Here is a 20,250-nt window from a genome sequence, read left to right on the forward strand (position 1 = left end):
CCTGACAAGCGGTGAGGATGAACGCGCGGGACGATTCACAATGCCCCAATCTAGGCATTCCTGCGCGGGATTTCCAGGATGCGCGGCGGTGGACCGCGCCGTGGCGGGGGGCGCAGCGTGGCGGGAGGGCATCGTCGCCCGGATCCAGCATGGATCGGCCGGGATTGATTTTTCGCTAAGCCCCGAGCCGCGCCTGGTCCGGTCTCGCGATGACCCGAAAGCGGTCCGCTTCGCATCTGTCGCCCGACGTCGCGCCCATCCGGACGGGCGCGCGAGTGCCGAGTCACGTTTCTCGGGGCCGAAGGCGAGGCGGACGGCGGGGAGGCGAGCGCAGCGACACGGCCTGGATCCATGTCCCGCGACGGTTCGGACAAGAGCCGACGCGCGCCGTCGCGGACAGCCGTCCTGCGTCTGCTTCAGGGGATCGGGCGGACCGAGACGGCAGCGGCGCGTGGTGCGCGGCCATCAAGCCTGCGGATGGTCGGCGATGATGTTGATGCGCTCGGCCGGAACAAGTCCGAAGAGCTTGCGGGCGATCGCGCCCTTCACCCGATGAACAGGCAGGCTTCCGTCTTGCCGCCACACCGTGAGCTTCGGCGTGAGACGACCGTCGCGGCCGTTCCAGCTCACCAGATACTCGGAGATGAGACCCTTCTTCTTGATCGTCTCCAGAAAGCGGACGATCTCGTCGTGTCCGTGCAACTGGTGCTCATGTACGAACATGGGGGGCTCGCTCGCCGCCGGGCGTGGGATCGTCATCAGCACACCACAGTTTCGCAGACGCGCAAAGTCATTTTCGCAGTCGCGAATTTTTTCTCATTTTGTGCCAGAGGCGCTCGATCGAAGGTCGAACGGGGGAGGGGAGAAAGGACCGAAAACAAGGCATCCGGCACGCTCCTGAAACGAACGTCGGAGGGCCGGAATGGTTCGCTTGCATTGCAACGAAGACGGGGCATCCGGTGTATCCGGACGCCCCGTCTCGTAAAACGTGCTTCGACCTCCGTCGGCGTCAGACCACGGCGCGATCCGAGGGGATCGGCGCGGCCGGTGTCTCGGCCGGCGCGGTCGGCGGGGTCGTCGTGGCCGTCGGGTGCTCGGGGTGGTGCTCCGGCTCGCCGCCGGTGACGCCGGCCGGCAGCTGCAGCACGGTGGCGATCTGGCCCTCGCACAGGCGGGTCAAGAGGACGACCTGGCCGCTGGGGAATTCGAGCGCGTCGTGGTGCTCGTAGGGGTTGTCCATGTTGATCTGCCGGAAGCGGGCGACCCGCTCGCGCAGCTTGCGGCTCGGGAAGAAGCCCAACGCGTGATCGCACTCGACCTCATGGTCGAAGGCGAGCTCGGTGCCAGGGAGGATGCAGACCGCCACGTTGGGCACGCCCGCCTCGGAGAACCCGCGGGTGATCGAGTTGTTGAACTTGGTGGTGACCAGCGTATCGCCGACCTTCGCGGCACGCGTCGCGACGTGTTGCAGGCTGTAGTCGCACATCGGGGGCTCTCCTTTCGAGCTGACGGGGCGGCCTCTCGGCACCGGCCCCGCATGGTCCCGCACGACGAGCCGGATGCGGACCCTGTCCCGGATGCGCATCGAAGGCGCCGTCGTGCGGCGCTGTCGGCCGGCTGTCCGGACGGCACCGGATCAGCCCTCCTGCAAACGAAATCAGGGTTCCGGGGCGACGTTCCCGGCTCAAAAAAATATCTTGAAATTACTATGTGTTATTGAAGGCGAGTTTTACTTGGTGATCCAACGTCATCGGCGTTCGGCTCTCGTTTTCGTGATCGCAGAGCGCGCTCCGTTCTAGAAATCGACATGGCGACGACACGGTTCCGCCGGGGCGCGCCCTGTCGTGGCGCCGACACAACTCGGTGAACGCCAGTATTGGTCGGTGGGCGACGCAGCAAGTTCGTGTTTTGCTTTGCGTCCGGTGGAGCGCCGGGCGCGTGCCGCACCCCCGGCGCGTCCAGGCCCCGCCGACTCGACCGCGGGCGCCGTGCTCTCGCCCGCACTCGGCTCCGGCGGCCCGCCGGCCGGGGGCGGAACCGCGGTCGTCGCCGCCTCGTTCCCGTCGCGGGGTGCTCCCGTCGTGGCCGAGGGGTGAAGCAGACCGAGATGGCCTCAGGCGCCGCCTATTCGCGTTTCGTGGATCGCAAGCCGCACGAGCTGCTCTGGCGACGGCTGTCCCGGCTCGCCGGTCTGGCGGAGGGCGCCCTGTCGGATCAGGAGCGCTCGATGATCCGGCAGACCTGTGCGGCGCCGGGCGAGGTTCCGGCCGGGGCGGCGCTCTATGTCGAGGGCGAGCCGCTGAAGAAGCCCGGCGTGCTCCTCGCCGGCTGGGCCTGCCGGCTGCGCCTGCTGTCGGACGGGCGCCGACAGATCTTCGACTTTCTCCTGCCGGGCGACCTGTTCGGCCACCCCCTCGGTCCCGAGCCGTTCGCCACCACCTCGGCCGTCACCCTGACGACCGTATCGATCGCCGGGACCGGCTGCCTGTGGGAGATGGTGCGCGAGCCGGACCGCTTCCCCGGACTCGTCCGTGCGCTGGCGGTCGCACAGGCCCGCCAGCAGGCGGGGCTGCTCGACCATGTCGTCCGGCTCGGTCGCCAGACCGCCCAGGAGCGTGTCGCCCATCTGCTGCTCGAGCTCGGCCATCGGCTCGACGAGATCGGCTTTCCGCTCGGCACCTATGTTCCGCTGCCGCTGACCCAGGAGGTGATGGCCGACGCGCTCGGCCTGTCGGTCGTGCACGTCAACCGCACCCTGCAGCAGCTCAAGCGCGACCGCCTGATCGAGACCAGGGCGACGTCGGTCCGCCTGATCGACCCGGTGGCGCTCGCGACGATCGCCGATTTTCGGTTGCCGCCGGGTCGTCCGGCGGGCTCCTGAGCGGGGGCGTGCGCCAGGGGAGGCGGTCATGCGGAACTCTGCGGACGCGCCGAAGAGTCGCTTGCCCGCTCCGGGCCGTCCCCCTACGATCCGCGCCAATTCTCAACGGGCGGAAATAATTCCCAGGAGGAGTGGCCCATGCATTTCGACGACCGTCGCCGGCCGAGCCGGCGTGATGTCCTGGCCGGCGCGGCGGCCGGCGCGACCGTGCTGGCGGCGCCGGCGATCGTGCGGGCCCAGGCGAAGACCATCAAGGTCGCCGTGGTGCTGCCGCGCTCGGGCCTGTTCGCGGCCGCCGGCCAATCCTGCCATCGCGGCGCCGTGGTCGCGCCGAAGGTGCTGGCCGATCTCGGCTACGCGGTCGAGCTGATCAATGTCGACTTCGAGTCCAATGTCGACGTGGCGCGCACCCAGACCGAGCGGGCGATCGCCGAGGGGGCGCAGGCCGTGGTCGGCGCCTTCGAATCCGGCGCGACGCTGGCGATGGCGCAGGTCTGCGAGCAGCGCAAGGTGCCGCTCGTCATCAACATCGCCTCGGTGCCGCAGCTCACCGAGCAGGGCTATCAGTATCTGGTGCGCAACTTCCTCACCAACGCCCAGCTCGTCGGCAACGGGCTCAAGCTGGTGAAGGATCTGATGGCGGCGACCAACGTCCAGTTCAAGAACGCCGTCTTCGTGCATGCCAACGACACCTTCGGCACGGCCCAGCGGGCCGCCATGGACAAGCTGTTCCCGGCGGCCGAGATGCCGTTCCCGTTGGTCGAGTCGATCGCCTACGACCCGAAGGCGCAGGATCTCGCCGTCGAGGTGACCAAGATCCGCGCCGTCGCGCCCGAGCTCGTGCTCGTCACCACCCGCTCGTCCGACGCCATCAAGCTGGTGCGCGACATGGTGCGTCAGCGCTTCGAGCCGAAGGCGATCATCTCGCCCGGCTCGCCCGGCCTCTACGACGAGGAGTTCTACCAGGCGCTCGGGCCGCTGGCCGACTTCCACATCTTCAATCTGCCCTGGGCCAACACCAAGTCGCCGGTGACCCAGGCGCTCGCCGCGGCCTACCGGACCACGCATCCGAGCAATCGGTTCGAGGTCGACTGCTTCAACGCCGGCTTCACGTTCGAGGCGATCATGATCGCCGCCGACGCCTTCAAGCGCGCCGGAACGGCCGACGGCCCGACCCTGATGAAGGCCGTCAAGGAGACCAAGATCGCCGAGCATGTGATGACCGGCGGCCCGATCACGTTCGACGAGAAGGGCCAGAACAACAACATCCAGGCGTCGGTGGTGCAGAACCGCAAGCGCACCCCGACCGTGGTGCTGCCGCCCGACGTGGCGGATGCCGCTCCGGTGCTGCCGATGCCGCCCTGGCAGGGCCGGTCCTGATCGACCGTCCGGGCCCCGGACCCGTTTCCACGGCCCGGGCGCCGGTCGGCGGCCGGGCCGGGACTCCAAGGGGGCAGCCGGGCTGCCGGAACGGAGGTTGCGCACGGTCGCCGACCTGAGGTAACTCGTCGGTCACAAAATTTCCGGCACCTGTCCGAGACGGCGGCCCGACGGCCTCCGCCCGGGGAGGTGCTTTCATGTCGATATCCGTCCGATGCTCGCGATCTGGCTCAACGTCGTCGTCCAGGGAGTTCTGACCGGCCTGCTCTACGGCCTGATGGCGCTCGGCCTGTCGGTCATTTTCGGGGTGGTGCGGCTCGTCAACTTCGCGCACGGCGAGTTCGCCGTGGTCGCCATGTACGCGGCCTTCGTGCTGTTCCGCGCCTACGGGGTCGATCCACTGCTCTCGATGGTGCCGATCGCGCTCGCCTTCTTCGTCATCGGCTTCGCGCTCCAGCGCACGCTGATCAACGCTTTCGTCGGACGGCCCGACCACGAGCAGTTCATCCTGCTGGTCGGCCTCGCCATCGTGCTCGTCAATGCGGTGCTGATCGTGTTCGGGCCGGACGCCCAGCCGGCCAATCTCCCCTATGCGTTCGACAGCTACATGATCGGCCCGCTGTTCATCGACAAGGTGCGGGTCTACGCCGCGGTCGCGGCGCTCGCCGTGTGTGCGGCTCTGTTCGGCTTCTTCCGCTTCACCCGCACCGGCACGGCGATCCGGGCCTGCGCCGACAATCTGGTCGGCGCCGCCGTGATCGGGCTCGACGTGCGCAAGCTCTACGCCATCACGTTCGGCATCGGGCTCGCCTGCGTGGGCGCCGCCGGCGCCCTGATGATCATGATCTCCGACGTGGTGCCGAGCCTCGGCCCGGCCTACACGCTGCTCGCCTTCACGATCGTCATCATCGGCGGCCTCGGCTCGATGGCGGGCGCCCTGGTGGCGGGCCTCTTGATCGGCGTCTCCGAGGCGCTCGCCGGCTTCCTCATCGCCCCGTCGATGAAGAGCATGTTCTCCTTCGCCCTCCTGGTCGCCGTGCTGGTGCTGCGGCCGCAGGGCCTGCTCGGAAAGAAGCCGGCATGATCTCGCTGTGGCGCGACATGAACGGGCGCGGGCAGGTGGCGGTCGTGCTCGCCTTCCTGGTGCTGCTGCTCGCCCCCGTGGCGGCGACCCGTTATCTGCTCTCCGTCCTCACCCTGATCCTCTACTTCGTCTATGTCGGTCAGGCCTGGAACCTGATGATGGGCTACGCCGGCCAGCTGTCGCTCGGTCACGCCCTCTATGTCGGGCTCGGCGGCTACATCTCGGCGGCCCTGTGGGTGCATTTCGGCATCGGGCCGTGGCTCGGCGTCGTGCCCTCCGTCGCGATCGCGGCGATGTTCGGGGCGGCGATCGGCTGGCTCGGCTTCCGCTTCGGCATCGAGGGCGTCTACTTCGCGCTCCTCACCATCGCGTTCGCCGAGTTCACCCGCATCGGCTTCGACCACATCGGCTTCGTCGGCGGGGCCGGCGGCCTGTTCATCCCCTACGAGGAGAGCCGGCTCGGCGAATGGTGGAACCTGCGCGGCAGCCAGGTCTTCTTCTACTATCTCGCCTTCGGGATGGCGGTGCTCGCCGTGCTGCTCACGGCGCTCCTGGCGCGCTCGCGGCTCGGCTATCAGTGGCTCGCCATCCGCGAGGACGAGACGGCGGCGCGTGCGCTCGGCATCGACGTGTTCCGGGCCAAGATGAAGGCGGTGCTGATCTCCTCCTCGATGACGGCGGTCGGCGGCGTGTTCTACGCCTTCTACTACAACAGCCTGTTTCCGGCGCAGCTGTTCGACATGAGCCGCTCGATCGAGCTGATCCTCGGCCCCATCGTCGGTGGTACCGGCACGGTGTTCGGCCCGGTGATCGGCGCCTTCGTGCTCACCCCGCTCGGCGAGATCCTGATCGCCGTGACCGAGAAGGCCGGCATCAACGCACCCGGCGCCAAGGCGATCTTCTTCGGCCTGATCCTGATGGTGATCATCTATCTGGTGCCGACCGGCGTGTGGCCGTGGCTGTCGCAGAAGCTCGGCTTCGCGAGGCGCCGTCCGTGAGCGCGCTCCTGTCCGTCGTCGAGGTCGGCAAGCGCTTCCGCGGCCTGGTCGCGGTCGACCGGGTGTCGTTCGAGGTGCAGTCCGGCGAGATTTTCGCCGTGATCGGCCCGAACGGGGCCGGCAAGACCACGCTGTTCAACATGATCGCCGGCGTGCTGCCGCCCAACGAGGGCACCATCTCGTTCCGGGGCGAGCGCATCTCGGGTCGCACGCCGGATGCGGTGTGCCGGCTCGGCGTCGCCCGCACGTTCCAGATCGTCCGCCCGTTCCCGGCCCTGACCGTCGAGGACAACGTGGTGATCGGTGCGCTTCTGCACCGCACCGACATGGCGGCGGCGCGGCGCCACGCCCGCGACGTGCTCGCCACGCTCGACCTGTTCGACAAGCGCGATTATCGTGCCTCGGCGCTCACGCTCCCGGACCGCAAGCGCCTTGAGCTCGCCCGTGCGCTCGCCACCGATCCGAAGCTCCTGCTGCTCGACGAGGTGATGGCCGGTCTGCGGCCGACCGAGACCGACCGGATGGTCGACATCCTGCGTGGCGTCAACCGCGACATGGGCGTCACCATCCTCTTGATCGAGCACGTGATGCGCGCCGTGATGGCGCTCGCCGGCCACATGCTGGTGCTGCACCACGGCGCCCCGATCGCCCGTGGCCGGCCCGAGGAGGTGGTGCGCGACGAGAAGGTGATCACGTCCTATCTCGGCCAGGAGACGATCTGATGCTCTCCGTCCGCGATCTCGACGTGTTCTACGGCGACGCCCAGGCGCTCGACCGCGTCTCCTTCGAGGTCGCCGAGGGCAGCATCGTCGCCATCGTCGGCGCCAACGGCGCCGGCAAGACCTCGCTGATCCGCACCATCGCCGGGATGATCCGTCCCGCGCACGGCAGCATCACGTATCGGGGCGAGGAGATCGCCGGCCTGCCGAGCCACCGCGTCTGCAATCTCGGCATCGGCCAGGTCGCCGAGGGGCGCCAGGTGTTTCCGACCCTGACGGTCGGCGAGAACCTGGAGATGGGCGCGCTGCTGCCGCGGGCGCGCGCCAAGCGCGACGCCGAATTCGCCCGCGTGTTCCGGATGTTTCCCATCCTCGAGGAGCGGCTGAAGCAGACCGCCGGCACGCTGTCGGGCGGCGAACAGCAGATGCTCGCCATCGGCCGCTGCCTGATGGGCCAGCCCGATCTCGTGATGTTCGACGAGCCCTCGCTCGGCCTCGCCCCGGCGATCGTCCACGAGGTGCTGCGCACCATCCGCGATCTCAACGCCGCCGGCCTCACCTGCGTGCTGGTCGAGCAGAACGTCGCGCTGTCGCTCAAGCTCGCCGACCGCGCCTATGTGCTCGAGAACGGCCGCGTCACGCTGTCCGGAACCGGCGAGGAGCTCTTGGCCGACGACCGCGTCCGCCAGGCCTATCTCGGCATGTGAGCGCGGACGGGCGTCGAGTCCCGGCGCGCCGTCACCCGTCCCCGCGCGGGCAGAGGCGCGGAGCACCGCGTTCACGGCCGGTGCCTTTCACACGCCGGCGACGACGGGCCGGATCACCATGTTGTCGTTGACGGCCTTGACGCCGGGGATCTCCGCGATGGCGATCTGCAGCGCCTGCTTCTCGGCGACCGAGTCGACCATGCCCCAGACGTCGACGATGCCGTCCGTCACCGTCACGTTGACCAGGGTGGACGAGAACCACGGCTCGTCCTCCAACCGCGCCATGACGGCCCGGCGCAGATCGGCGTCGGCGACCGGGCTCGCCGGCGGGCGGTGGCGCTGCGCGGCGAGGGCGTGCAGGAGGTTCGCCCGGCTGACGATGCCGACCAGCTTGCCGTCCTTCACGATCGGCACCCGCTTGATGCGGTGGCGCTCCAAGAGGCTCGCGATCTCGGCGACCGGGGTGTCCGGCGTCGCGGTGACGAGCTCGCGCGTCATCACGTCGGCGACGCGGCGGGCGTGCTCCTTGACGAACTGGGACGCCAGCACCTCGCGGCCCATCAGCAGCTTCAGCCACCACGATCGTTCGTGACCGGTGCCCGCCTCGGCGCGTCGCACGAGGTCGCCCTCGCTGACGATGCCGACCGGACGTCCGGCCGGATCGACCACCGGGACGCCGCTGATCCGGTTCTCCAGCAGGATCGCGGCGACGTCCGGCACGGACGTGTCCGGTGTCACGGTGACGAGCGTGGTGGTCATGATGTCGGAGGCCTTCATGACGGCGGACTCCTCTTGTGCATGCGTCTTGCCCGACCCGGTCGGGGCGACGTGTCCCGGCCGCCCGGGAAAGCCATCGTGACATCATCGACCGGCGGTCGCGGCCCGCATTGACGGCGCGCAAGTCTTTCCTCGCCGATGCGAGGGGCCAGGGGCAGCGCGTCACCGATGGTCGGGGCGCGTTCGGGAATGGTTGGCTTCATACCAACGGCCATGACGGCCGACTCTCTCCGTCACCCTTTGGTGCCCGGCGAAGCCGGGCCTCGAAGGGCGACGGCATCGATCTCGGGCTTGCCCGAGATCGACATCATTGAAGCCCAAGTCGGCAACCCCGACTTGGGTGGCCGACATCCTTCGAGGCTCGCTGCGCGAGCACCTCGAGACGACGGATCGAGGTCCGGGGCCTTTTGGTCTCACCTCGACCGCGATCGCGTGTCCCGGACAAGGCGTGTCGGGCCGCAGGCCCGATGCGCCGCCGATCCGGGGCCCGGGGGCCGCAAGACGGGGGCAAGACACACGAAGGGGGCACGTCGAGGGGATGGCCGGTGGCCGGACGAGCGCCTCGCCTGATCGCCCCTGGATCCCGGCCCGCGGCACGTTGCACCGCGCCGGGGACACGGGTCCGCGCCCGAGACCGAGAGCGGAGCCGATCCGATCCGCTCAGCTGATCACGACGTCGCCGTCACGACCTCATCCTCACGATCGCACCTTCACGTAGCTGCCGGGCGCGTCCTCGATGGCCGGGAACTCGGCCGTGCCGGGCACGCGAGCCGGCACCTGGGTCGGATCGAAATGGCGGATCCATTCGAGCCAGTGCGGCCACCACGAGCCGGGGTGCTCGGTCGCTCGCTTGATCCACGCCTCGACATTGTCGCCGGCCGGCCGCTCGCCGGTCCAGTACTGGTACTTCTTGCCGGCCGGCGGGTTGATGATGCCGGCGATGTGCCCGGAGCCGGCGCAGACGAACTCGACGTCGCCGCCGAACATCTTGGCGCCGATATAGACCGACTCGGCCGGCGCGATGTGGTCCTCGCGCGCCGCCACCGTGTAGATCGGCACCAGGATCTTCTTCAGGTCGAGCTTGACTCCGTCGATCTCCATCCGGCCCTGGCTCAGATTGTTCTCCAGGTAGCAGTTGCGCAGATAGTAGGAGTGGTTGGCGGCCGGCATCCGGGTCGAGTCGGAATTCCAGTAGAGCAGGTCGAACGGGAACGGCTGCTCGCCCTTGATGTAGTTGGAGATGATGTAGGGCCAGACCAGATCGTTGGAGCGCAGGAAGTTGAAGATCATGGCCATCTTGCCGCCTTCCAGATAGCCGTGCTCCGACATCTGGCGCTCGATCGCCTCGATCTGGCTCTCGTCCGACGTGAACAGCTTGAGATCGCCGCCCTTCTCGAAATCGACCTGGGCCGTGAACATGGTGGCCGATCGGATTCGCTCCGCCGTGCTCGCCGCCGACAGATAGGCCATCGTGACCGACAGCATGGTGCCGCCGACGCAATAGCCGAGCGTGTGGGCCGACGGCGCGCCGGTGATCTTCAGCACCACGTCGAGCGCCTCCAGCGGCCCCTGTCGCATGTAGTCGGCGAAGGTCTTCTGGGCGAGGTGCTCGTCCGGGTTCACCCAAGAGATGGTGAACACCGTCACGCCGTTGTCGACCGCGTATTTGATGAACGACTTCTCGGGATTGAGATCGAGGATGTAGTACTTGTTGATCCACGGCGGGACGATCAGGAGCGGCGTCTTCAGCACCGTCGCGGTCGTCGGCGTGTACTGGATGAGCTGCATCAGCTCGTTCTGGTGCACGACCTTGCCGGGCGTGATCGCGAGATTGCGGCCGACCTCGAACTGCGAGTTGTCGGACTGCCGGATCTTCAGCTCGCCGTGGCCGGCTTCGATGTCCTCGGCCAGCATCGTCATGCCGCGCACGAGATTGTCGGCGTTGGAGCGAAGCGTGAGCCGCAGGAGCTCGGGATTGGTGAAGACGAAGTTCGACGGCGAGATCGCGTTGAGCACCTGCTTCATGTAGAAGTCCGCCTTGCGGCGGGTCAGCGGATCGAGCCCCTCGGCGTCCTCGACGAGATGGTTGGCGACTCGGCTGGTGAGCAGATAAGCCTGTTTGAGAAAGTCGAAATAGGTGTTGGTCGTCCACTCGGGATGGGAGAAGCGGCGGTCGCGCGGATCGGGCGTCGCGATCGGCGGCGACGTCTCGCCGGCGAGCCGCCGCATGGTGGTGGCCCACAGATCCAGATAGGCGTGGCCGATCGAGGTCTGCAGGTCGATGGCGCGCGTCGCGTCGCGCATCCAGTACTCCATCACCTTGCCGAACGTGGTGACGATGTCGACCACCTGCTGGGGCGGCTCGTCGTGGATCTTGCCTTCCTCGCGCGGCTTCATGTAGGCGGCGAGGGCCCGACCGCCTTGCTCCATGATGCGGGCCACGTTGGTCGCGAGCTTCTCGATGTCGACCGTGCTGGGTCCGACATCCGGCTGCGGCTTGCCCTTCGGCTTCTCGGCCTTCGCCTCCGGCTTCGGCTCCGCCTTCGGTTCCGCCTTGGTCTCGGAGCCGGGCGCCTGGGCCGGGACGGGCGTCGCTGGGGCGGGAATCTCGATCCGGGGCGCCGGTGCGGGTGCCGGCGGTGCATCCGCGCGGGTCTCGACCACGGGGGTCTCGACCACGGGGGTCTCGGCCACGGCTGCTTCCGTGACCCGGGACTCGGCCGGGTCGGCCTCGGGCAGGGGCGGGGAGACGCCTGCGTCCTCCGCCGCGGCGACGATCGCGGCCGGCGACGGGCCGGGCGCCGGCTGCGGCGGCTCGGCCTTCTCGAGTTCCTCCGGCGGGGTGGCGTCGGCGGTCGGTAGGACGGTCAGCGCGTCGGGCGACGAATCATGGCCGTTCCCCGCGACCGAAGGGTGCGGCGTCGGCCCGGGGCCGGCCTCCGGCAGCGGCGGAGTCTCGTAGCTCAGCGGCGGCAGGCCGTCCGCGGCGGAGATCAACGCTCCCTCGACGAGCGCCTCGCCGGCGCCGTCACCCGCCTCGCTGTCCGCCGCTTCGCTGTCCACCGCCTGGATGTCCGCCGTCTGGGTGTCCGCCGTCTGGGTGTCCGCCGGCTCGGCGACCGCCGGGGCGATCGGCTCGGCCCCGGTCCCCTCGCCATGAAGCGGGGCGACCTCCGGCTCGTCCGTGTCCGGCGTCATCGGCCTCTCCTGGGCGGTATCCATCGGGTAGGGCTCCTTGGTTTGGACATATTATGCCGGTACCGCAGCCGTCAGCCCAGCGTTTCATCCGACAGTTTAGATGTTGGTCACTTCGCGCCATGTCTAGAAGCGTATCGCGGCGCCCACGTGACGTTTGGGCGGACCGGCTCTCGCGGCGGCTGCCCACCGGGGCGGTCCTCGCTCTGGCGGCCGTGCTGGTCGCGGGCTGCTCGTCCATCCTGTCGGACATGCCGCAGCAGATCGGTGGGCTGCCGAGCGACGCGCCGGCGCGTCCCGCCGTGCCGCCCAGCTTTCCGGCCGTGAACGACATGCCCGAGGCCCGCGCGGAGCGCACCCTCACCGAGGCGGAGCGCAAGAAGGTGCAGGCCGACCTGGACGCCGCCCGCGCCGCCGCCGCCAAGCGCGCCGGGGCAGCCGCCCAGACGCAGGAGCGCTGACCCGGCCGCCGCACCGGAATTCCCGCCCGGTCCGGCTCCCCACCTTTACTGATCCGGCGATCGTCGTGTTAAAAGCCCCGCACGCGCCGGTCAGGCACCGATCTCGCAGCGGAGCTTTCGACATCATGGAAGAATTTCATCGGATTCGCCGTCTCCCGCCCTATGTTTTCGAGCAGGTGAACCGCGCCAAGGCCGCCGCCCGCAACGCCGGCGCCGACATCATCGATCTCGGCATGGGCAATCCCGATCTCCCGGCGCCGGCCCATGTGGTCGAGAAGCTGAAGGAGACGGCCGGCAAGTTCCGCACCGACCGCTACTCCGCCTCCAAGGGAATCGCCGGCCTGCGCCGCGCCCAGGCGGCCTATTACGGCCGTCGCTTCGGCGTGAAGCTCAATCCCGACACCCAGGTGGTGGCGACGCTCGGCTCCAAGGAGGGCTTCGCCAACATGGCGCAAGCCATCACGGCGCCGGGCGACGTCGTGCTGGTGCCGAATCCGAGCTACCCGATCCACGCCTTCGGCTTCCTGATGGCGGGCGGCGTCATCCGCTCGGTGCCGTGCAACCCGGGGCCGGAGCTGTTCCACGCGCTCGAGCGCGCCTGCGCGCACTCGATCCCGAAGCCGACCGCGCTGGTCGTCTGCTATCCGTCGAACCCGACCGCCGAGGTCGCCGATCTCGACTTCTACAAGGACGTCGTCGCCTTCGCGAAGAAGCACGATCTCATCGTGCTGTCCGACCTCGCCTATGCCGAGGTCTATTTCGACGACGTCCCGCCACCTTCGATGCTGCAGGTGCCGGGCGCCTTCGACGTCGCGGTCGAGTTCACCTCGATGTCGAAGACCTTCTCGATGCCGGGCTGGCGCATGGGCTTCGCGGTCGGCAACGAGCGTCTGATCGCGGCGCTGGCGCGGGTGAAGTCCTATCTCGACTACGGTGCCTTCACGCCCGTGCAGGTCGCCGCCACGGCCGCCTTGAACGGCCCGGAAGACTGCATCCGCGAGATGCGCGAGACCTACAAGCGCCGCCGCGACGTCCTGGTCGAGAGCTTCGGCCGGGCCGGCTGGGACGTGCCGCCGCCGCGCGCCTCGATGTTCGCCTGGTGCCCGATCCCGAAGCCGTTCGACACGCTCGGCTCGATCGAGTTCGCCACCATGCTGGTCGAGAAGGCCGAGGTGGCGGTGGCGCCGGGCGTCGGCTTCGGCGAGCACGGCGACGGGTTCGTTCGCATCGCGCTGGTGGAAAACGAACAGCGGATCCGTCAGGCGGCGCGCAACTTGCGGCGGTTTCTTGAAACCGGTCCCGAAAAGCTGCACAACGTCGTTCCCCTCGCACAGTCGCGCTGACGCGCGACTCTCCCGCTCGACAGGTCGTTCTCGAAATGGTTGCGCCGCTCAAAGTCGGTCTCGCGGGCCTCGGCACCGTCGGTGGCTCGGTCGCTCGCCTGCTGCAGAAGCAGGAGTCGAATGCGCCGGAGTCGAACGTCCTGGCGACGCGGTGCGGTCGTCCGGTGAAGCTCGTCGCGGTCTCGGCCAAGGCCGAGGCCGAGATGCACGCGCTCGGCATTCCGGGGCTGCGCTTCGTCCCGAGCCCCACGGCACTCGCCGCCGATCCGGAGATCGACGCCTTCGTCGAGCTGATGGGCGGCGCCGGTGATCCGGCCAAGTCGGCCATCGAGGCGGCGCTGTCGGCCGGCAAGCCGGTCGTCACCGCCAACAAGGCGCTGATCGCCCGCCACGGCGTGGCGCTCGCCACGCTCGCCGAGAAGCACGGCGTCGCGCTCAATTTCGAGGCGGCGGTCGGCGGTGCCATCCCCGTGGTCAAGACCCTGCGGGAAGGCTTCGCCGGCAACTCTTTCGAGCGCGTCTACGGCATCCTCAACGGCACCTGCAACTACATCCTGTCGCGGATGGAGAGCGACAAGCTCTCCTTCGCCGACTGTCTTCGCGAGGCGCAGCGGCTCGGTTATGCCGAGGCGGACCCGACCTTCGACGTCGAGGGCTTCGACACCGCCCAGAAGATCGCCATCCTGGCGAGCCTCGCCTTCGGCGTGCAGGTCGATCCCGACGCCGTCTTCGTCGAGGGCATCTCGTCGATCACGCCCGAGGATCTCGAGGCGGCGGCCGAGCTCGGCTACCGTATCAAGCTGTTGGGCGTCGCGGTGCGCACCGAGCAAGGCATCGAGCAGCGCGTCCACCCCACCATGGTGCGGCTCGATTCGCCGCTCGCCCAGGTGATGGGCGTCACCAATGCCGTGACGGTCGATCCGGCCGGCTTCCCGCCCATCACCCTGGTGGGACCGGGCGCCGGTGGGGCGGCGACCGCCTCGGCCGTGGTCGCCGATCTCGCCGACATCGCCCGCGGGCTACGCGCCGCGCCGTTCGGCCGCCCGACCGAGGCGCTGACCGGCAGCCGCCGCGCCCCGATGCAGCGCCACGAGGGCGGCTACTACATCCGGCTCGCCGCCGTCGACCGGCCCGGCACCTTCGCCACCATCGCCAAGCATCTGGCGGACGAGCACATCTCGCTCGAATCGATCGTCCAGCGGCGGCGCAACGGCGAGCCGCATGGCGGCTCCAGCCCGGACAGTGCCCAGACCCCTGCGCCGGTCATCCTGGTGACCTACGCCACGACCGAGGACGCGGTTCGCAAAGCGTTGAGCGAGATCAAGAACAGGGGTGTGATCGCGGGTAACCCTCAGGTCATCCGCATCGAGAAGAACTGACCGGACCCCCCTTCCCCCTGCGCTCCGGTCGCTTTGAAAGGATTCGACGTGAGCATGAGCGAGGTCGTCAAGGGCGATCGGAACCAGATCGCCGCCACCCGCCAGCGCGAAACTCTCGACCGCGTGCTCTCGATCGAGATCGTCCGAGTGACCGAGCGGGCCGCCGTCGCCGCCGCCCAGTGGCGCGGCCGCGGCAACGAGAAGGCCGCCGACCAGGCCGCCGTCGACGCCATGCGGCGCGAGCTGAACCGGCTGCCGATCTCCGGCACCGTGGTGATCGGCGAGGGCGAGCGCGACGAGGCGCCGATGCTGTTCATCGGCGAGCATGTCGGCAACGGCAAGGGCCCCAAGGTCGACATCGCCGTCGATCCCCTGGAGGGCACCACGCTCTGCGCCAAGGCGATGCCGGGCGCGATCGCCACCATGGCGATGGCGGAGGGCGGCTCGCTGCTCAACGCCCCCGACGTCTACATGGACAAGATCGCCATCGGGCCGGGTTACTCCAAGAACGTGGTCGATCTCGACGCGCCGCCCGAGCAGAACATCCGCTCGCTCGCCATGGCCAAGGGGGTCAAGCCGGACGAGATCACGGCGTTGATTCTCGATCGGCCGCGCCATGCCGATCTGATCGCCGCGGTGCGGCGCACCGGCGCCTCGGTGCAGCTCATCTCCGACGGCGACGTCGCCGGCGTCATCCACACGGCGGACCCGGAGACCACCGGCGTCGACATCTATCTCGGCATCGGCGGCGCCCCGGAGGGCGTGCTGGCGGCGGCCGCGCTCTCCTGCATCGGCGGCCAATTCCAGGGCCGGCTGATCCTCGACAACGAGGAGAAGCGCGAGCGCTCGCGCCGCATGGGCATCAAGGATCCCAAGAAGAAGTATCAGCTCGAGGATCTGGTCACCGGCGACTGCGTGTTCGCGGCCACCGGCATCGTCTCCGGCTCGCTCCTGCGCGGCGTGCGCTTCCGCCCCGGAATCATCGAGACCGAGACCGTGGTGATGCGCTCCACCACCGGCACGGTGCGCTGGATCCGCGCCGAGCACCGCCACTTCCAGAAGTTCCAGATGGGGTGAGGCTGGCGCTGGACCCTCAGCTTCGTCATGGCCGGGCTCGTCCCGGCCATCCACGTGTTTGCGCGGTGGCCGGCCGAAAGTCCGTGGATGGCCGGGACAGGCCCGGCCATGACGGCTCTGGGCGTCCGAGCTGCGTATGACCCCCTTCCTCGGCGTCGAGAAATCCGCCACCGGGCGCGTGTGGCGCGACCGGCTGGACGAGCGCGCCGCGCAGCGCGCGGTCGCCATCGTGCAGCGGCACGGCACGCCCGAGCTGCTCGCCCGCGTGCTGGCCGGGCGCGGCGTCGAGCCCGACGCCGTGCCGGCGCATCTCGACCCGACCATCCGCCGGCTGATGCCGGATCCGGCCGTGCTGACCGACATGGAGGCGGCGGCCGCGCGCCTCGCCGACGCGGTGGAGCGGAGCGAGCGCGTCACCGTGTTCGGCGACTACGACGTCGACGGGGCGACCGCGAGCGCCCTGATGACGCTGGTGCTGCGCCAGTGCGGCCTCGATCCCGACATCTACATCCCGGACCGGATCTTCGAGGGCTACGGTCCGAACGTCGACGCGATCCGCCAGATCGCCGCGCGAAAGACCACGCTGATCGTCGCGGTCGACTGCGGCACGTCGAGCTACGAGCCGTTCGCGGAGGCGAAGAGGCTCGGGGTCGACGTGGTGGTGGTCGATCATCACATGGCGGACGAGACGCTGCCGCCGGCCGTCGCGCTGGTGAACCCGAACCGCCAGGACGATCTCTCCAAGCTCGGGCATCTGTGCGCGGTCGGGCTGGTGTTCATGACCGTGGTGGCGCTGGTGCGCGAGCTGCGCCGGCGCGGCTTCTGGAGCGAGCTGCGGCCGCAGCCGGATCTTCTCGAATACGTCGACATCGTCGCGCTCGGCACCGTCGCCGACGTGGTGCCGCTCGTCGGGCTGAACCGCGCCTTCGTGGCGAAGGGCCTGATCGGCATGAGGCGGCGCGAGCGCGTCGGCCTCACGGCCCTGATGGACGTGGCGCGGCTCGCCGGTCCGCCGGAGGCGTGGCACCTCGGGTTCCTGCTCGGCCCGCGGATCAACGCCGGCGGGCGGATCGGGCGGGCCGATCTCGGCGCTCGGCTGCTCACGCTCGACGATCCGGTCGAGGCGCAGACCATCGCGGCCGAGCTCGACCGGCTCAACCGCGAGCGCCAGGTGATCGAGCAGGCCGCGGTCGCCGAGGCCGAGGCGGAGGCGATGGCGGCGCTCGGCCTGGAGGAGAAGGGCGCCGTCGTGGTGACGGCGGCGGCCGGCTGGCATCCGGGCGTCGTCGGCCTCGTCGCTGCGCGGCTCAAGGAGCGGTTCGGCCGCCCGGCCTTCGCCATCGCCATGGAGCCGGGCGAGACCGGCACCGGCTCGGGCCGCTCGATCCCGGGCGTCGATCTCGGCCGCGCCGTCAAGCAGGCCCTGCACGAAGGGCTGCTGGTGAAGGGCGGCGGGCACGCCATGGCGGCCGGCGTGACGTTGAGGAAATCCGCGCTCGGCGCCTTCCGGGCGTTTCTCGAGGAGAGGCTGGCGCCGGCCGTCGAGGTGGCGCGACGGGATCATTCGCTCAAGATCGACGGCGCCGTCTCGGCCGCCGCCGTGACGCCGGATCTGTGCCGCACGCTGGCGCTGGCCGGCCCCTACGGCTCCGGCAATCCGGAGCCGATCCTCGCGCTGCCGAACCACACGGTCGCCTATGCGGACGAGGTCGGGCAGGCGCATGTGAAGGTGCGGCTGAAGGGCGGCGACGGCGCCGTCGTCGAGGCGATCGCATTCCGCTCCGCCGGCCAGCCGCTCGGCCGCGCGCTGCTGGAGAGCCGCGGCCGGCGCGTGCATGTCGCCGGCGGCCTCGCCGTCGACCGCTGGCAGGGCGCCGAGCGCGCCCAGCTCCGCATCCTCGACGTCGCCGCGAGCGAGCCGACCGGGCTGCGCTGATCAGGCGTGCCGGGCCTCCGTGGTCGGCGCCGCGGCGGCGACCGCGCGGCGCAACCAGGCGAGGCCGTCGTCCGCGGTCAGCCGGCGCGGCCAGGCCTGCACCACCTCGAAGCCGGGCAGCGGAAACGGCGGTGGCGCCGTGGCGAGGCCGAGCCGGGCGGCGAGCGGCGCCAGCGCCCGGGCCGGCTCGGTGGCGACCAGGTCGGTCGCCGCGAGAATCTCCGGCGCGACCAGAAAATGCCCGACCGTGGTGACGACGCGGCGACGCACGGCCTTTCGCCGCAGCGCGTCGTCGACCATGCCGGACGGCTCGCCCGACAGCGACACCTGCAGATGGTCGAGCGCCGCGTAGCGGGCGAGCGTCAGCCGCCGTGAAAAGGCCGGATGGTCCTTTCGTGCCGCGCAGAGGAAGCTCTCGGTGAACAAAGGCGCCCGTGCGAAGCGGGCCGGCGCCTTCGGAAAATGCCCGACGATCAGCTCGGCATCGCCGTCCTCCAGCAGCGCGAAGCCGGTGGCGTGGCTGGTGTGGCGTACCACCAGCTCCACGTTCGGGGCACTTGCTCGCAGCGCCGCGGCCAGGCGCGGCAGAACCACGAAGGCGACGTAGTCCGACATGCCGAGCGTGAACCGACGCGTCGCCCGCGCCGCATCGAAGCTCTCGCCCGACGTCAACATGGCGCCGATCTCGGTCAGCACGGCGGCGACGCGCGGGGCGAGGCGCAGCGCGGCCGCGGTCGGCGCGAGACCGGCGGGCGTGCGCACGAACAGCGGATCGGAGAGCAGCCCCCGCAATCGCGCGAGTGCGTGGCTCACCGCCGGCTGGGTGAGATGCAGCCGCGCCGCGGCGCGCGTGACGCTGCGCTCGGCGGCGAGCGCGTCGAGAACGACGAGCAGATTCAGGTCGATGCTGCGCAGATTAATTCCATGCATATCGATCCTATAAAACATGAATTAGGCGGATGAAAGCCGCGCGCCTATGTGTCTGCCGGTTCCACCGCCACAAGGAGCGCCGCCATGGACGCCGCCCGTCCCGACACCCGCTACGAGCGGGGCCTGAAGAACCTCGCCGCCATCGACGGCGCCGCCGGCGAGCGCGTGATCGACGCCCTCGCCGACGTCGCGCCCGACTTCGCCCGGCTCCTGATCGAGTTCCCGTTCGGCGACATCTACGACCGACCGGGCCTCGATCTGCGATCGCGTGAGATCGCCACCGTCGCGGCGCTCGCCGCGCTCGGTAACGCCCGCCCGCAGCTCGAGGTGCATCTCCACGCGGCGCTGAACGTCGGCGTGAGCCGCGAGGAGCTGATCGAGATCCTGATGCAGATGGCCGTCTATGCCGGCTTCCCGGCGGCCCTGAACGGGCTGTTCGCTGCCAAGGCGGTTTTCGCCGAGCGCGACGCCGTCGCCGCGGGGAGGGCGCCATGAGCACCACCCGACGCGCCGTGATCTTTGCCGGCGTCTCGACGGCGGCGGGTCTCGTCGTCGGCCGGACGGCCGCGGCCGAGCCGTCCGGCCCGGACGGGGGCGAGGTGCTGCATCGCGGCTTACGCTCGCCGGTCGGCATGGTGCTCGGGCCGGACGGCAGCCTGCAGGTCGCCAACTGGAGCGGCGGCACGGTGGAGCGCCTGATGCCGGACGGTACCCGCACCGTGGTCGCGTCGGTGCGCAGCCCGGCCGGCCTCGCCGTCGACCGGGACGGGCGCCTGCACGTCGCCCTCTACGGCGACGACCAAGTCGTGCGCCTCGACGGGTCGCGGATCGTCACGGTGGCGGACAGGCTGGCGACGCCGGTCGGCATCGCGTTCGACGGCGCCGGCCGGCTGGTGGTCGCCAACCGGCGCAGCGGCGATCTTCTGGCGATCGCACCCGACCGTGGCCGCACCGTACTGGCCGGCGGCCTGCCGATGCCGACCGGTGTCGCGCCCACCGCCGACGGCGGCTTCGTGATCGCCAATTACGGTGGCGGAATCGTGCGGCTTCTCGCCGACGGCCGCCGCCAGGAGGTCGCCGCCGATCTCGTGCGGCCCGCCGCCGGGATCGTGGTTGACCGGAGCGGCCGCGTCTTCGCGGTCGACTACGGCGGCGACGCGGTCCGCGAGGTGCTTTTCGACGGCGGCTCCCGGGTGATCGCGGCGGCGATCCCGAGCCCGGTCGGCCTCGCGATCGGACCCGACGGGGTGCTCTATGTCGGTGCCTGGGGCGACGGCACGGTCCGCCGCGTCGTGCCGCCGCCACCGCGTCCGCGGCTCCGGCCGTGATCGGCCGACCGCCCGCGGTGCCGGCGCGTCGAAACAAGAAGCCCGGGCCGTTCTG

At 69.9% G+C, this 20,250-nt stretch carries 18 protein-coding genes; 13 read left to right on the top strand and 5 right to left on the bottom strand.

Annotated elements, in window-relative coordinates:
* Window positions 1–465: 465 nt before the first annotated feature.
* A complete protein-coding gene (locus ACFSOX_RS18220; RefSeq protein WP_378479238.1) occupies window positions 466–765 on the bottom strand; it encodes a hypothetical protein in 300 nt (99 codons plus the stop codon).
* Window positions 766–1,009: 244 nt separating this feature from the next.
* Window positions 1,010–1,486, bottom strand: a complete 477-nt coding sequence (locus tag ACFSOX_RS18225; protein WP_378479239.1) for a hypothetical protein — start codon at window positions 1,484–1,486, stop codon at window positions 1,010–1,012.
* A gap of 621 nt (window positions 1,487–2,107) precedes the next feature.
* Between ACFSOX_RS18225 and ACFSOX_RS18230 the strand changes: the two genes are divergently transcribed.
* From ACFSOX_RS18230 to ACFSOX_RS18255, 6 genes are all read left to right on the top strand, one after another.
* Complete coding sequence (locus tag ACFSOX_RS18230; RefSeq protein ID WP_378479240.1) at window positions 2,108–2,881, top strand: Crp/Fnr family transcriptional regulator; 774 nt, start codon at window positions 2,108–2,110, stop codon at window positions 2,879–2,881.
* A 138-nt stretch (window positions 2,882–3,019) separates the two neighbouring features.
* Entirely contained in the window at window positions 3,020–4,261 is a 1,242-nt protein-coding gene (locus ACFSOX_RS18235) for an ABC transporter substrate-binding protein (protein ID WP_378479241.1), read from the top strand.
* A 214-nt stretch (window positions 4,262–4,475) separates the two neighbouring features.
* Window positions 4,476–5,345 carry a branched-chain amino acid ABC transporter permease gene (locus ACFSOX_RS18240; RefSeq protein WP_378479242.1) on the top strand — a complete coding sequence of 290 codons (870 nt, stop codon included), beginning with the start codon at window positions 4,476–4,478 and terminating at the stop codon, window positions 5,343–5,345.
* A complete protein-coding gene (locus ACFSOX_RS18245; RefSeq protein WP_378479243.1) occupies window positions 5,342–6,343 on the top strand; it encodes a branched-chain amino acid ABC transporter permease in 1,002 nt (333 codons plus the stop codon). The genes ACFSOX_RS18240 and ACFSOX_RS18245 overlap by 4 nt, the downstream gene beginning before the upstream one ends.
* Complete coding sequence (locus tag ACFSOX_RS18250; RefSeq protein WP_378479244.1) at window positions 6,340–7,065, top strand: ABC transporter ATP-binding protein; 726 nt, start codon at window positions 6,340–6,342, stop codon at window positions 7,063–7,065. Before ACFSOX_RS18245 ends, ACFSOX_RS18250 begins: the two co-directional genes overlap by 4 nt.
* Complete coding sequence (locus tag ACFSOX_RS18255; protein WP_378479245.1) at window positions 7,065–7,769, top strand: ABC transporter ATP-binding protein; 705 nt, start codon at window positions 7,065–7,067, stop codon at window positions 7,767–7,769. The genes ACFSOX_RS18250 and ACFSOX_RS18255 overlap by 1 nt, the downstream gene beginning before the upstream one ends.
* 87 nt (window positions 7,770–7,856) lie before the next feature.
* Here the strand turns inward: ACFSOX_RS18255 and ACFSOX_RS18260 are convergent, their stop codons facing one another.
* Both ACFSOX_RS18260 and phaC read right to left on the bottom strand, forming a co-directional pair.
* Window positions 7,857–8,546 carry a CBS domain-containing protein gene (locus ACFSOX_RS18260; RefSeq protein ID WP_378479246.1) on the bottom strand — a complete coding sequence of 230 codons (690 nt, stop codon included), beginning with the start codon at window positions 8,544–8,546 and terminating at the stop codon, window positions 7,857–7,859.
* A 696-nt stretch (window positions 8,547–9,242) separates the two neighbouring features.
* On the bottom strand, window positions 9,243–11,009 hold the full coding sequence (phaC, locus tag ACFSOX_RS18265) for a class I poly(R)-hydroxyalkanoic acid synthase (RefSeq protein ID WP_378479264.1): 1,767 nt from the start codon (window positions 11,007–11,009) through the stop codon (window positions 9,243–9,245).
* 854 nt (window positions 11,010–11,863) lie between these two features.
* Here phaC and ACFSOX_RS18270 point away from each other — a divergent pair.
* The 5 genes from ACFSOX_RS18270 (at window position 11,864) to recJ (ending at window position 17,937) form a co-directional block, all read left to right on the top strand.
* Window positions 11,864–12,202 (top strand): hypothetical protein, encoded by a 339-nt coding sequence (locus ACFSOX_RS18270; protein ID WP_378479247.1) that lies wholly within the window; start codon window positions 11,864–11,866, stop codon window positions 12,200–12,202.
* 125 nt (window positions 12,203–12,327) lie between these two features.
* Window positions 12,328–13,545 (top strand): LL-diaminopimelate aminotransferase, encoded by a 1,218-nt coding sequence (locus ACFSOX_RS18275; protein ID WP_378479248.1) that lies wholly within the window; start codon window positions 12,328–12,330, stop codon window positions 13,543–13,545.
* Between the two features lie 35 nt (window positions 13,546–13,580).
* Window positions 13,581–14,924 (top strand): homoserine dehydrogenase, encoded by a 1,344-nt coding sequence (locus ACFSOX_RS18280; RefSeq protein ID WP_378479249.1) that lies wholly within the window; start codon window positions 13,581–13,583, stop codon window positions 14,922–14,924.
* 54 nt (window positions 14,925–14,978) lie between these two features.
* Window positions 14,979–16,001: a class II fructose-bisphosphatase gene (gene glpX / locus ACFSOX_RS18285; protein WP_378479250.1), complete on the top strand. Its 1,023-nt coding sequence runs from the start codon at window positions 14,979–14,981 to the stop codon at window positions 15,999–16,001.
* A gap of 136 nt (window positions 16,002–16,137) precedes the next feature.
* Window positions 16,138–17,937, top strand: coding sequence for a single-stranded-DNA-specific exonuclease RecJ (gene recJ, locus ACFSOX_RS18290; protein WP_378479251.1), 1,800 nt, complete (start codon window positions 16,138–16,140; stop codon window positions 17,935–17,937).
* Here recJ and ACFSOX_RS18295 read toward each other — a convergent pair whose 3' ends face one another.
* On the bottom strand, window positions 17,938–18,867 hold the full coding sequence (locus tag ACFSOX_RS18295; RefSeq protein WP_378479252.1) for a LysR family transcriptional regulator: 930 nt from the start codon (window positions 18,865–18,867) through the stop codon (window positions 17,938–17,940).
* An 84-nt stretch (window positions 18,868–18,951) separates the two neighbouring features.
* Between ACFSOX_RS18295 and ACFSOX_RS18300 the strand changes: the two genes are divergently transcribed.
* Window positions 18,952–19,362: a carboxymuconolactone decarboxylase family protein gene (locus ACFSOX_RS18300; protein WP_378479253.1), complete on the top strand. Its 411-nt coding sequence runs from the start codon at window positions 18,952–18,954 to the stop codon at window positions 19,360–19,362.
* Entirely contained in the window at window positions 19,359–20,195 is an 837-nt protein-coding gene (locus ACFSOX_RS18305; RefSeq protein ID WP_378479254.1) for a Vgb family protein, read from the top strand. Before ACFSOX_RS18300 ends, ACFSOX_RS18305 begins: the two co-directional genes overlap by 4 nt.
* Window positions 20,196–20,250: the final 55 nt, after the last annotated feature.

The organism is Rhodoplanes azumiensis (genome assembly GCF_042682915.1).
Lineage (GTDB): Bacteria > Pseudomonadota > Alphaproteobacteria > Rhizobiales > Xanthobacteraceae > Rhodoplanes > Rhodoplanes azumiensis.